Raw genomic sequence first — 13,435 nt, forward strand, 5'->3', positions numbered from 1 at the left:
TATGTTACTCGATTTAAAATCTTTGTCAACATGTTTTTTCAGCTTCTTCGTAATTCGTTGTTTCTTAACAACTTTTTCTCAGTCGCCCTGCCTATGGATACGCATTATAGACAATCCCTCACACAACACAACCCTTTTTTTTACTTTTTTTAACAAACGATCACTTATAGTACAATTTGAATAAAAAACTATGATATCTGCTCAATTTGCAGGCTTTTCTCCCTACCGTTTTGAATGATTTATTTTTTTCTATCCATAAAAAGACAAGGTTTTATACTTGGTGTACCGACGAATGAGCGATTTATTTTGAATTAAAAGAAGTGTTACTCGTTAGAAATTTGTTATTTAGTATTTAGATTTGATCTAAATTTAATTAAAGGTACCGATGACTTTTTAGTTTCCTTTAGAAGATGACTTAAAAAATAGTAGATATTTATCATATTAGTGAAAATCAAATTGTCTTAACCCTAAATATATTTTTAGTTTTCAATCATAGTTATTTATAGTGCTATCTTTCTTTTTGAGAATAAAACACTCAGTTACCCCTTTAAATATTTTTATATCATCAACTCATATCCTAATCGTCCGTAGTAAAGTTCTATCTTATATTTTTGAGTTAATTTATTAATCAGTAATTATTAACAATGGATATATTATGATAATCATACTTATGAAATAGAAATTTGCTTGATGTTGCCGTTTTAGATAAAAATTTATGTTCTATGATACAACTCACATTAATGAATATTTTCTAATAATTGTATAACGATCCAAAATGCTTATAATTGCAAAAAATATATAATTAACTACTTTTATAAATTTCGAATTAACCGATTAAATCTTATAAAAACTTGCTAGTTGATCATCATAAATATAATTTCTTATACATTGTGATTGGCTAACAGTTCTTCTCTTTTGTATATTCAAATCTAATTTTTATTGATTTGGATTATTAAAAATTCTGTTCTGCTATTGAAGTAATATTGACCTATATTTTGGGAAAATATTGATTAAGTATAATATTGTAGCAAAACCTATATCACACATAACATCTACTTTAGAAAGAGCTCAGCTTCTTTTGTCATAAAATATATCTAAAATTAAAGCTGTACTTTAATTATATTAGGAGTGACTGTTTAATTTAAGAGCTTGAAATAGCTCTAACTGTATTAGATTTTTAGGGTTATCTAAAATTTTGCTATCAGCTATATATCAAATGTTGGTTTAAGCTACTTTATAAGTTTGATGTTGTGATCAGAGTTTCGAATGAAATCGAAATATAAAAAGGGCAGTTTAATTAAACTGCCCTGTTAAAACATTAGTCTATAAAGATTACGCGGGCAATTGCTTTTTTACCTGATTGAATAATATAAGTCTTGTTTTCATTGACTGAAAAGCTTGCATCCACTACTTCACCATCGACTTTAACAGCACCGCGTGCAACTGCATCTTTAGATTGTGCAGCATTCTTAGTCAAACCTGCTATTCTTAAAATAGAAGCAATGAAAAGTTCGCCTTCTGTTCCACGTGAAACCTCAACTTCAGGTGTATCTTCAGGAATTTCACCATCTACAATGCGGTTACCTGCACCTTTATGTGCATTTTGTGCTGCTTCGGCATCATGGAAACGTTCTACAAGTTCTAATGCTAAAATACGTTTAATGTCTTGTGGATTGCGTCCATCTTGCATTTCTTTTAAAAGTACTTGAATTTCATCCAGTGTTTTAAAGCTAAGTAAATCAAAATAACGTTCGATTAAGCTATCTGGCATAGATAGAATTTTTTGGTAAATTGCACCTGGAGTATCAAAGACACCAATATAGTTTTGAAGTGATTTAGACATTTTATTAACACCGTCTAAACCTTCTAAAATTGGCACTGTAATGCACACTTGTGATTCTTGTCCGTAACGGCTTTGTAGTGTACGTCCCATCAACAAGTTAAATGTTTGATCTGTACCACCAAGTTCTACATCTGCTTCTAATGCAACAGAGTCATAGCCTTGTACAAGTGGATACAAAAACTCGTGAATGGCAATTGGTTTTTGGCTGTTGTATCGCTTTGTAAAGTCATCACGTTCTAACATACGTGAAACCGTCTGTTGGCTAGCAAGTTGAATGAGGTCTGCTGCCGACTTTTGGTTAAACCATTCTGAGTTAAAGACCACTTTTGTTTTTTTAGGATCTAAAATTTTAAACACTTGCTCTTGATAAGTCTTTGCATTTTGCTCGACCTGTTCACGAGAAAGTGGTGGGCGTGTTGCACTTTTGCCTGTTGGGTCGCCAATCATGGCGGTGTAGTCACCAATCAAGAAAAGAACTTCATGTCCTAGGTCTTGAAACGTTTTTAATTTGTTAATTAAAACGGTATGCCCTAAGTGTAAGTCAGGCGCTGTTGGGTCAAAGCCCGCTTTTACACGTAATGGGCGGTTTTGTTTTAGTTTGTTTAATAAGTCTTCTTCAGAAATAATTTCATGAGTGCCTCGTTGGATGAGGGCGAGTTGCTCTTCAGCAGGCAAGAAATTTGTCATCACAAAATCTCAACACATCAGTTATTCAATTTGTGCGATATACTAACATTTTTTCAACGCATTGCAGGCTTTGTTACGCATGACATCAATCTATATTGGAGTAATGACAGGAACAAGTATGGATGGCGTGGATATTGTTGCCGCGTCTTTTGACCCTCTTGTTCTGCATGGTACACACACGATTGCTTTTGACCCTGATTTAAAAGACGAGTTAATGGCACTGACATTGCCTGATGACAATGAGATTGATCGTATGGGTAAAGCAGATGTTGCTTTAGCGACGATGATTGGACATGGTATTAATGCGTTAATTGAAAAAAATCAAATTAATCGCAACCAAATTAAAGCCATTGGTTCTCATGGACAAACGATTCGTCATCGTCCTGAACAAGGATTTACATTGCAAATTGGTGATCCCAATATTATTACCGAGATAACGAAAATTCCTGTTGTATCTGATTTTAGACGTCGAGACATGGCGGCAGGTGGTCAAGGTGCACCGCTTGTACCAGCGTTTCATCAAGCTATTTTCCAACATCCTTCTATTAATCGTGTGATTTTAAATTTAGGTGGTATTGCAAATGTGAGCATGTTGCCTGCAAATAATCCTGATGATGTATATGGTTTTGATACAGGTCCTGCCAATATTTTAATGGATGCTTGGTGCGAGCGTTATACAGGACATCCGTTTGATGAAAATGGAGATTGGGCAACACATGGTACACCGATTCGTTCATTATTAGACCGTTTATATGCACATGAATTTTTTGCACAAGAGCCTCCTAAAAGTACAGGACGTGAAGACTTTAATATTGATTGGTTAGATGATCAGCTGATTGATTGGCGTAATGATCTTGAATACAACGAGTTAGAAGATACCCCTGAAAATATTCAAGCAACCCTAGCCAAATTAACAGTGCGTGCGATTAAAAAAGCGATTTCTCGTTCAGGCATGGAAAATGGCGAAATTTATGTATGTGGTGGTGGTGCTTACAACTCTCATGTTTTAGAGCAATTACGTTGGCGTTTGCGTAAAAATAACTGGTCAGTACAATCCACAGATGTTTTAAAGTTATCCCCAACTTGGGTAGAAGCGGTCGCATTTGCTTGGCTGGCTATGCGTTTTGTACAACATTTAAGTGGAAATTTACCTGCGGTCACTGGTGCAGATGGATATCGAATTTTAGGTACGATTACTGCTGTTTAAGATTGTAAAAATTATGCAACAATGATGTAGTTTGTTTTTCTTTATGTAAAGAAAATTAAAAATTGCGTCATTTTAATGAGTTTATACCTATACTTATTTTACAAACTAATAAATATAGGAACGTACGATCATGATAAAAATTTTAATCCCTGCAGCTGTTCTTTTAGGTCTTACAGCCTGTACAACGACTACACCAACAATGTGGACACAACAAGGTGTGACGATTGAACAGGGGAATTCAGATTTAGCTGCTTGTAAGTTTGAAGTGGGTAAACAAGAAATTAAAGGTGAACAGGCAAATAAATTGATTGGTCAATGTATGCAGTCTAAGGGCTACCAGCAAAAAACAACACCAGCTCAAGAATAATATAAAAAAGCGACTGTTTATCAGTCGCTTTTTTTGATACTAAATAAAGTTATATCATTTATTAAATCGAAAATGACGAACCACAGCCACATGTAGTCGTTGCATTTGGGTTTTGTACTATAAAACGTGAACCTTCTAAGCCTTCAATATAATCAACAACAGAGCCTACTAAATATTGGTAACTTAAAGAGTCCACTAATGTTTTTACATCGCCATTTTCAAAAACTGCATCATCATCATTTGTGGTTTCGGCAAAATTAAAACCATAAGAGAAACCCGAACAACCGCCACCTGTCACATATACACGTAACATTAACGCTTGGTTGCCTTCACTATCACGTAGTTGACGAACTTTTTTTGCAGCATTATCTGTAATTACGAGTGCCTGAGCAGTCATGGTGGGCTTTCCTCAAATGAATAAATGTCTTGTATAGACCATTAAGAAAATAATTGTAGCATATTTCCAAAATACAGATAATGTTGATTAGATTTTGTGATCTTAATAGGCTATAAATGGAATTAATTGCACCTGATGTTTACCAACCTAGACTCAAATTATTATTTAAAAACTATAAAAAACATATCTTAAACTTACTCCCCTATGCAACGGTAGAACATATTGGCTCTTCTGCTATTTCTAATGCTTATTCTAAAGGTGATTTAGATATTCTAATTTCAGTTTCATCTCAGAATTTTGAAGTGTCTATTGAAAAACTTAAAACACTCAACTTTATAGAACAACAAAATACGTTACGTACTCATCAACTTTATATGTTGGTCTCAGAAAAGAAAAATGAAGATGTTGCATTTCAGGTAGTGACTGATGACTCACCTTATTTATGTTTTTTAACCTTTCGTAATATTTTAAATACACATCAACATTTGGTTAGGGACTACAACCAATTAAAAATTGCATGTATACATTTACCTGAAGATAAGTATAGAGAAATTAAATCACGCTTTATTGAAGATGTTTTACATCAATATGACGTAGATGATTAAACTGCATATTATATTTTTGTTTTCTCATCACTTCATGATTAAAATAACTTCATATTCTTAACGTTATACATACTATGATTCAGCTTGACCAATTTAGCTTACGCCGCGGTGGACGCGTTTTATTTCAAAAAGCTTCAATGCAATTACACCCCGGTTGGAAAATTGGTCTTACTGGCGTCAATGGTGCAGGTAAATCTACCCTATTTGCTGCCTTACTCGGACACATTACCGGCGATGAGGGGCAAATGAGCCGTCCACAAGGTTGGACTGTGGCACATATGGCTCAAGAGATTGAAGCACTCGATTTACCTGCATTAGACTTTGTGTTGTCAGGCGATGAAGAGTATTGGCACATTCAGCAACAACTTGCGAACTCTGAACAGCTATCCAATGACGATATTGCTCACTTACATGGGCGATTTGATGAAATTAATGGCTATACGGCAACAGCAAAAGCCGCACAGTTACTTGCAGGGTTGGGCTTTATGGAGTCACAAATCCGTTTAACTGTTTCTAGTTTTTCGGGGGGGTGGCGTATGCGTCTAAACCTTGCCCGTACCTTAATGAGTCGTTCAGATTTATTGCTTTTAGATGAACCAACCAACCACTTAGATTTAGATGCGATTTTATGGTTAGAAGATTGGTTAAATAACTACGAAGGCACATTGGTTCTAATTTCACATGATCGCGATTTTTTAGATGCCGTAACGGATCATATTCTACATATCGAAAACCAAGAACTGACACTTTACACAGGTAATTACTCTACCTTTGAAACCACACGCAGTGAACGCTTAGCACAACATCAACAAGCTTTTGAAAAACAGCAAGAAACACGCGCACATTTACAAAAATTTATTGACCGTTTTAAAGCTAAAGCAACCAAAGCTCGCCAAGCACAAAGCCGTATCAAACAGCTTGAGCGTATGCAAACATTAGCCCCTGCACATGTAGATACACCATTTACATTTAGTTTCCGTGAACCAACTAAAATGAGTACGCCGTTACTCAGTTTAGAACATGCTACGATTGGCTATACAGGCAAAGAGATTGCATCAGAAATTACCTTACAAATTACCCCAAGCTCTCGTATTGGCTTGTTAGGTATGAATGGTGCAGGTAAATCGACTCTCATTAAGTCACTTGTAGGTGATTTAAAATTAATTAAAGGTAAACGTAAACCATCTGAATTACTCAATATTGGCTATTTTGCACAGCATCAAATGGATGCTTTAGATGGCAATGCAAGCCCAATGCTACAACTTGCACGCTTGGCTGACCCTAAAATTAGCGAAGCTTCATTACGTTCATTTTTGGGGAGTTTTGGTTTTAGTGGCGAACGCATGGATACAGCTTGTGAAAGTTTTTCAGGTGGAGAACGTGCACGCTTAGCCTTGGCATTAATTGTGTGGCAGCGTCCAAACGTCCTCATTTTAGATGAACCAACAAACCATTTAGATTTAGATATGCGTCATGCTTTGACGATGGCACTACAAGATTTTGAGGGTGCTGTGGTATTGGTTTCGCATGAGCGTCAGTTAATTGCAAGTGTATGCGATGAGCTGTTATTGGTACATGCAGGACACTGTACAGACTTTACAGGCGATTTAAATGATTATGCAAAATGGTTAAGAGAAGCTCGCCAACAACAAATGAATGCACAGTCAGCGTTAGAACAACCTAAATCAACAGCAAACAAAGTTGATAAGGAAGCTCAGCGTAAAGAAGCTGCAAAACGCCGTGAGCAAACACGACCTATTCGTAAAAACATTGAAAAAATTGAAAAACAAATTGAAAAAATCCAAACTAAACTTGTAGAAATCGAAACTGCTTTAGGCGATAGCGCACTTTATGAGGCGACTCGTAAAGATGATCTAATGCAATTAATGAATAACCAAACTCAATTCAAGCAGGAACTCGCTGATGCTGAAGAGAAACTGTTAGAGCTGATGATGGAGCTTGAAGAGTTAGAAAGTTCTTTTGAATAACAAACATAAAGGCAGATGATTGTTCATCTGCTTTATTTTTTTCCACATACTGAATTTACAATCACTTCAGCAGGTGACTTTTTAGGTGCTTGATGAAGTTCATTCATCCCGTCACCAAGTTGTATTGGAATAACCTTGTTTGTTTTTTTATCTTGTGCATTAATTGCAACGATGCGAAATACTTTATTGGGCTTACACATAATTTGATAACGTACATAAATCCATTTATCCCGAGTTCCATTCTTTACCCAAAGTAAAACTTTTCCTGTTTCATCAAAATAAGACCCTTCATCTACTGAAATGGTTACTTCTTTATCTTTGTATACCTGAGTCCAAGAAGATGCTGCATAAGCTATACGCAGTCCATAAAACTGAATTACAACAAAACAGAAAAAAGCAAAATATTTCATATAATATTGAGACCAATCAAGTATTTGCTATGTAAAGTACCGTTTAATAACTCGATACGTTATATATATATAAAGTTTGTTTACTCATAAAAGTTGAGCATAATCACAATGGGGGATATACTAAAATATAATATACAGCACTGTGCCAATATATTTTGTATCCATCGCCCTTTTTCGGAAGGTACGTAACTATAAAATCGGATTGTAGCCTCCGTATGGATTTTTTTGAATTTTTTTTAAGTTTTGAACAACATTTACCTCTACTTATCCAAGAATACGGTCTATGGATTTACGGCATTCTATTCCTTATTATTTTTGCCGAAACTGCTTTTATTTTTATGTTTTTTTTACCAGGTGATAGCTTACTACTCACGATTGGTGCGCTGTGTGCAACGACGCCAGAGATGCATGTTGGCTATATGATTTTATTGCTTTTTATTTCTGGCTCATTGGGCTATGTTGTTAATTACTATACAGGTAAACTTCTAGGTGATCGTATTTTAAATATGAACTCTCGTTTAATTAAACGCGATTATCTATTAAAAACACAAGACTATTTTACACAACATGGTGGTAAAACTATTTTACTTGCACGTTTTATTCCTTTTGCACGTTCTTTTGCACCTTTTGCCGCAGGTTCAAGTGAAATGAATTACCTCAGCTTTATGTTTTATAACATTGTGGGTGCATTTATTTGGATTGTACTTTTAGTGGGTATTGGTTACATATGTGGTACAACGGTTCTCTCATTTTTATAAATTATTAGTTTAATCAAAAAACAATTATATAGACTGCTTACGGTCGGTGCTTTAAGTACGTTAGTAAAATAAATTGCTCTTTACTTTTGAAATATTAGCCAAAATAAAATTAATTTTTTATTATTGCTAAAGTCTCAATTTAAAAAGCTTACTTCTTATAAAAAATCGTTATTCGATAAATAAAATGTTAAATTTTTATTATTTGTTTCAGGTAGAAATTTTAAACTGAAAATAATCATATTTTTAGAAAAATAGCGCAAAATATTTGATAGAAATAAAGTGAAAATATACCATATTACTAAGTTGCAAAATCTTACTTATAATCAAATTAACTCAATGAATTTAAAAAAATATTAAAAAAAACACCCCGTAGGGTGCTTTTTTAACTATGCATCAATATCGGCATTGAGTGCATTTTCTTCAATAAAGTTACGACGTGGTTCAACATCATCACCCATCAAACAAGAGAACATGCGGTCGGCTTCAATGGCATCATCAATCGTCACTTGTAGCATGTTACGATTTTCAGGATCCATCGTTGTTTCCCAAAGTTGTTCAGCATTCATCTCACCCAACCCTTTGTAGCGTTGAATCATCATCCCGCGACGTGAGTCTTGTAAAATGTTTTGCCACACTTGATGGAAGTTAGAAACAGGGATAGTACGCTCACCTTTTTGTAAGTAAGCACCTTGCTCTAGTAAGGTAAACCAACTTTTCGCATTTTTAAGTAAACGTGCATATTCAGCAGATGCAAATAAGCTTGTTTCTAATAAATAATGATGCGGCAAATTATGCACAAAAATCGTAATACGTGGTACGTAATGCGTTACCGTTTGACCTTCCGCTATTTCTTTATCAAATTTTTCTAAAGAAATTTCTGGGCGTAAACTTGGTTGTGCTTTGGCTACAATTTGTTGTAACTGCTCTGCCCAATTTTGTACATAAGCCTGATCATGTGTCTGATCAACTTTAAATGGTGCGAGTTCTAATAAAGCATCCAACACACTTGCAGGATAACGCTGTGTTAAACGTGCCAAACTTTTTTGTGCAACTTGGTAATCAGCAATCACGCTTGCTAATGCCTCACCTGAAATTGCAGGAGCATTCGCACTAATATGCAATTCCAAACTATCAATTGCATTAGAGATTAAATAAGTTTCTAAAGCTTCATTATCTTTAATGTACTGCTCTTGCTTACCTTTTTTCAGTTTATACAAAGGTGGCTGTGCAATATAAATATGCCCACGCTCTACCAATTCAGGCATTTGACGGAAGAAGAATGTTAGAAGCAATGTACGAATATGCGAACCATCTACATCCGCATCGGTCATAATAATAATTTTATGATAACGCAATTTATCTGGGTTATATTCTTCACGCCCAATACCGCAACCTAGTGCTGTAATAAGTGTTCCAACTTCTTGACTAGAAATCATCTTGTCAAAACGCGCACGCTCTACATTTAAAATTTTACCTTTAAGTGGCAAAATTGCTTGCATTTTACGATTACGACCTTGCTTGGCACTACCGCCTGCCGAGTCACCCTCGACTAAATACAATTCAGATAAAGATGGATCTTTTTCTTGGCAATCTGCTAGTTTTCCTGGTAAACCTGCAATGTCTAACGCACTTTTACGACGTGTCATTTCACGGGCTTTACGCGCTGCATCACGTGCACGCGCTGCATCTACAATTTTACCTGCAACAGCTTTGGCAGCGGCTGGATTTTCTAGTAAATAAGCAGAAAATTCTTTATTCATTGCCTGCTCTACCGCAGGTTTGACTTCACTTGAAACAAGTTTTTCTTTCGTTTGTGATGAGAACTTTGGATCAGGCACTTTTACAGAAACAATTGCTGTTAAACCTTCACGTGCATCATCACCTGATACATTAATTTTTTCTTTTTTAAGAATATTTTCGCTTTCTAAATAGCTATTTAAACCACGTGTTAATGCTGCACGAAAGCCTGCCAAATGCGTTCCACCATCTTTTTGTGGAATGTTATTGGTAAAACAACGCACATTTTCTTGATAAGCATCATTCCACTGTAAAGCTACTTCAACAGCAATACCGCTATCTGTTTCAGTGGTAAAATGGAAAATATCATTTAAGTGTGTTTTACCTTGGTTAATGTATTTAACAAACTCAGATAAGCCACCTTCATAATCAAAAATATGTTCAACTGTTACGCGTTCATCACGTAAAACAATACGAACACCTGCATTTAAAAATGAAAGTTCACGTAAACGACGTGCCAAAATGTTCACATCAAAAATGGTTTGGCTAAATGTGTCTGCACTTGGCCAAAAACGAACCATCGTACCTGTGGTGTCTGTTTCACCCATGACAGTGAGTGGTTTTTGTGGATCACCATGTTGATATTCTTGTTGGTGAATTTGACCTGCACGATGAATCGTAAGCTCAAGTTTACTTGAAAGTGCATTTACAACAGATACACCAACACCATGTAAACCACCTGATACTTTGTAGCTATTATCGTCAAATTTACCGCCTGCATGCAAAATCGTTAAAATTACTTCAGCAGCAGAAACACCTTCTTCAGGGTGGATATCTGTTGGAATACCACGTCCGTTATCGGACACACTTACAGATTCATCTTCATGAATAGTGACTACAATTTCATCACAATGACCGGCAAGTGCTTCGTCAATGGCATTGTCTACAACCTCAAACACCATATGGTGTAAGCCTGTACCATCGTCTGTATCACCGATATACATACCAGGGCGTTTGCGTACGGCATCTAAACCACGCAATACCTTGATACTAGAGGAATCATAAGCCTTTTCATTGGTTTGTTCTGGTTGAGAAGCAGATTGAGACTCTGAACTCATGGTTTCTCCCTAGTAATAAAAGAGTAGTCACTGCACATGGTTTTTATTCTTCCACAGCCTGAACATGACCACTTGTAACATGAAATAATTTATACGAAATTGTTAGATCTTTAAGATGTTTTTCGACAGCATTGCGATCTAAAGTTGTTAAAAAAACTTGACTGCCAAGTTGGCTTAAACGCTTGATTAAACGGTGTTGAGCAGTTAAATCTAATTCTGCTGTCAAATCATCTAATAATACCACAGTTTCACGATTACTCGCATGTAGCATTGCAATCTGAGACAGCTTTAACGCAATGATGAGTAGCTTTTTTTGTCCTCTTGAGAATACCACATCTGCATCCCCCATCAGGGTCTTTAAACGCAAATCTGCTTTATGTGGACCATACTCGGTATAACGCCGTTGTAGATCTTTTTGATGATGATGATTTAAGTCATTAAGTAACCCATGATCAACATGAAAGCCTGCTTGATACTCTAGATGAACCGTTAAATCGGGAAGTAAAGCTTTAAGCTCTGCTTCGAAAAATGGTTTCCACTGCTCTAAAATGCTCATACGTTGCAAATGTAAAATTTCACCATACTCTGCAAGCAATTTATTCCAAGGTTCTAGCTGTTCTAAGGTGAGCTTTTGTTTAGTTTTTAATAGTGTATTACGTTGTTTCAGTGATCTCGCATAGAGTTGCCATGTATCATAAAATTCAGGTTCCACGTGAAACATCAGCCAATCCAACAATTGACGTCTTGCTTTTGCCCCATGATCAATAATATCGGTACTCAATGGATCAATATGTTGTAAAGGCAGAATTTTAGCCAACTGTCCTTGTGTTGCAACGGTATCACCATTGACTTTTATATATTGCTCACCTGAAGAAAATTTTTGTAAGCCAATTTTATTTTGTGATGCTTGAGCAAAAATGATGGCATCGGTTTGGGTATGTTGCACATAATATTTAGGGATATGCGTTCTAAACGATCGCCCTGTTGCCAACAAATGGATTGCCTCTAAAACAGATGTTTTACCCGAACCATTTTCGCCATAAAAAATATTAAACGGCTGTAAGCTAGGCAATACAACCGTTGTAAGGTTACGTACACGCTCTATATTTAGACGTGTTAAATGCATAATTTAAACACGCATTGGCATAACAACATACGTTTGCTCTGTATGTTGTGGGTCTTGAATTAGAACAGACTGATTTGCCTCAGTCATGGTCATAGCAACATCATTACCATCTAACACATTCATCACTTCTAAAAGATATTGCGCGTTAAATGACATTTCAAGATGGTCATAGTGATATTGTATTGCTAAATCTTCGCTTGCCTCATCTTGTTCAGGATTATTAGCACGTAATTTTAAATTATCGGTTTCAAAATTTAAAAATACACCACGTAGTTTTTCATTACTTAAAATTGCCACACGCTGTAGTGATTGTTTAAATAAATCATGTGACACCATCACATGTTTATCTCCACCACGTGGAATAACACGACGATAGTCAGGGAATTTGCCATCAATAAGTTTGGTTGTAAAACGAATAGTTACGCCACCTTGTTCAGGATCACGGCTTGGTAATTGAATCGTCACATTTAATAATTCACGACCAATCAAAATCGTCAACGGCTCATCTTCAACAGTAAGTAAGCGTTGGAGTTCTCCAACTGCTTTACGCGGTACAATGGCTTGTACTTGGTCTGATGTTGAAACAGTCGACGTTTCGCATAATGCTAAACGGTGACCATCTGTCGTTACTGCTCTTAAAAAATTATTTTCAATTTCAAGCAATGTACCTGTGAGATAAAAACGTACGTCTTGAACAGCCATCGCAAAAGCTGTTTTTTCAAACAAACGTTTTAGTTCACGTTTAGTTACTTGAACCTGTGTACCTTGAGTGGCTTCTGTACTCAATAGCGGATAATCTTCAGCAGGTAATGTACCTAATACAAAACGGCTTTTACCCGATTTCAAAATACAGCGTTGATCTTCTGTAATCTGTAAATCAATGATAGATGTTGCAGGGAGTGACTTACAAATATCCATTAATTTACGTGCAGGTAGTGTGGTTTCCCCCTGCTCTATACATGCGCCCGAAGCAAAAGGCATACTTGCCACAAGTTCTACTTCTAAATCAGAACCTGTAATGGTCAATGCTTGAGCAGATGCCTGTAATTTTACATTTGATAAAATGTTTAAGGTATGACGACGCTCAACCACCCCAACTACCTGAGATAGAATATTTAGCAAGCTTTCTTTTGCGATCTTTAAACGCACAATTCATTCCTCTCGTTGATGAACATTTGCATATTGATACATT

General features: G+C 35.9%; 11 protein-coding genes. 5 read left to right on the forward strand and 6 right to left on the reverse strand.

Annotated features, from left to right (window positions below; translation table 11 throughout):
* Positions 1-1,318: 1,318 nt before the first annotated feature.
* Complete coding sequence (gene tyrS, locus PCI70_RS11270; protein ID WP_269915435.1) at positions 1,319-2,530, reverse strand: tyrosine--tRNA ligase; 1,212 nt, start codon at positions 2,528-2,530, stop codon at positions 1,319-1,321.
* 79 nt (positions 2,531-2,609) lie between these two features.
* On the opposite strand from tyrS, the gene PCI70_RS11275 reads away from it, so the two are divergent.
* Complete coding sequence (locus PCI70_RS11275) at positions 2,610-3,737, forward strand: anhydro-N-acetylmuramic acid kinase (RefSeq protein WP_269915436.1); 1,128 nt, start codon at positions 2,610-2,612, stop codon at positions 3,735-3,737.
* A gap of 130 nt (positions 3,738-3,867) precedes the next feature.
* Positions 3,868-4,104: a hypothetical protein gene (locus PCI70_RS11280; RefSeq protein WP_269915437.1), complete on the forward strand. Its 237-nt coding sequence runs from the start codon at positions 3,868-3,870 to the stop codon at positions 4,102-4,104.
* Between the two features lie 61 nt (positions 4,105-4,165).
* On the opposite strand, the gene erpA is transcribed toward PCI70_RS11280, so the two are convergent.
* On the reverse strand, positions 4,166-4,501 hold the full coding sequence (gene erpA / locus PCI70_RS11285) for an iron-sulfur cluster insertion protein ErpA (protein ID WP_269915438.1): 336 nt from the start codon (positions 4,499-4,501) through the stop codon (positions 4,166-4,168).
* Between the two features lie 116 nt (positions 4,502-4,617).
* Here erpA and PCI70_RS11290 point away from each other — a divergent pair, with 116 nt between their 5' ends.
* Together PCI70_RS11290 and PCI70_RS11295 are read left to right on the forward strand one after the other, a co-directional pair.
* Entirely contained in the window at positions 4,618-5,106 is a 489-nt protein-coding gene (locus PCI70_RS11290; RefSeq protein ID WP_269915439.1) for a GrpB family protein, read from the forward strand.
* A gap of 74 nt (positions 5,107-5,180) precedes the next feature.
* The gene (locus PCI70_RS11295) at positions 5,181-7,094 is read left to right on the forward strand and encodes an ATP-binding cassette domain-containing protein (protein ID WP_269915440.1); all 1,914 of its coding nucleotides are present in this window, start codon (positions 5,181-5,183) and stop codon (positions 7,092-7,094) included.
* Between the two features lie 32 nt (positions 7,095-7,126).
* Here PCI70_RS11295 and PCI70_RS11300 read toward each other — a convergent pair whose 3' ends face one another.
* Complete coding sequence (locus tag PCI70_RS11300) at positions 7,127-7,504, reverse strand: hypothetical protein (RefSeq protein WP_269915441.1); 378 nt, start codon at positions 7,502-7,504, stop codon at positions 7,127-7,129.
* A gap of 215 nt (positions 7,505-7,719) precedes the next feature.
* Between PCI70_RS11300 and PCI70_RS11305 the strand changes: the two genes are divergently transcribed.
* The gene (locus tag PCI70_RS11305; RefSeq protein WP_269915442.1) at positions 7,720-8,262 is read left to right on the forward strand and encodes a VTT domain-containing protein; all 543 of its coding nucleotides are present in this window, start codon (positions 7,720-7,722) and stop codon (positions 8,260-8,262) included.
* 386 nt (positions 8,263-8,648) lie between these two features.
* On the opposite strand, the gene gyrB is transcribed toward PCI70_RS11305, so the two are convergent.
* The 3 genes from gyrB to dnaN are packed head-to-tail and all read right to left on the reverse strand — an operon-like array spanning position 8,649 to position 13,392.
* Entirely contained in the window at positions 8,649-11,117 is a 2,469-nt protein-coding gene (gene gyrB, locus PCI70_RS11310) for a DNA topoisomerase (ATP-hydrolyzing) subunit B (protein ID WP_269915443.1), read from the reverse strand.
* A gap of 43 nt (positions 11,118-11,160) precedes the next feature.
* Positions 11,161-12,243 (reverse strand): DNA replication/repair protein RecF, encoded by a 1,083-nt coding sequence (gene recF, locus PCI70_RS11315; protein ID WP_269915444.1) that lies wholly within the window; start codon positions 12,241-12,243, stop codon positions 11,161-11,163.
* Between the two features lie 3 nt (positions 12,244-12,246).
* Positions 12,247-13,392, reverse strand: a complete 1,146-nt coding sequence (dnaN, locus tag PCI70_RS11320; RefSeq protein WP_269915445.1) for a DNA polymerase III subunit beta — start codon at positions 13,390-13,392, stop codon at positions 12,247-12,249.
* Positions 13,393-13,435 lie beyond the last annotated feature (43 nt).

This window comes from Acinetobacter sp. HY1485 (assembly GCF_027568475.1).
In the GTDB taxonomy this organism is placed as follows: domain Bacteria; phylum Pseudomonadota; class Gammaproteobacteria; order Pseudomonadales; family Moraxellaceae; genus Acinetobacter.

Coding starts and splice junctions, on each gene's coding strand:
- tyrS (WP_269915435.1), bottom strand. CDS start 2,530: ATGACAAATTTCTTGCCTGCTGAAGAGCAACTCGCCCTCATCCAACGA.
- PCI70_RS11275 (WP_269915436.1), top strand. CDS start 2,610: ATGACATCAATCTATATTGGAGTAATGACAGGAACAAGTATGGATGGC.
- PCI70_RS11280 (WP_269915437.1), top strand. CDS start 3,868: ATGATAAAAATTTTAATCCCTGCAGCTGTTCTTTTAGGTCTTACAGCC.
- erpA (WP_269915438.1), bottom strand. CDS start 4,501: ATGACTGCTCAGGCACTCGTAATTACAGATAATGCTGCAAAAAAAGTT.
- PCI70_RS11290 (WP_269915439.1), top strand. CDS start 4,618: ATGGAATTAATTGCACCTGATGTTTACCAACCTAGACTCAAATTATTA.
- PCI70_RS11295 (WP_269915440.1), top strand. CDS start 5,181: ATGATTCAGCTTGACCAATTTAGCTTACGCCGCGGTGGACGCGTTTTA.
- PCI70_RS11300 (WP_269915441.1), bottom strand. CDS start 7,504: ATGAAATATTTTGCTTTTTTCTGTTTTGTTGTAATTCAGTTTTATGGA.
- PCI70_RS11305 (WP_269915442.1), top strand. CDS start 7,720: ATGGATTTTTTTGAATTTTTTTTAAGTTTTGAACAACATTTACCTCTA.
- gyrB (WP_269915443.1), bottom strand. CDS start 11,117: ATGAGTTCAGAGTCTCAATCTGCTTCTCAACCAGAACAAACCAATGAA.
- recF (WP_269915444.1), bottom strand. CDS start 12,243: ATGCATTTAACACGTCTAAATATAGAGCGTGTACGTAACCTTACAACG.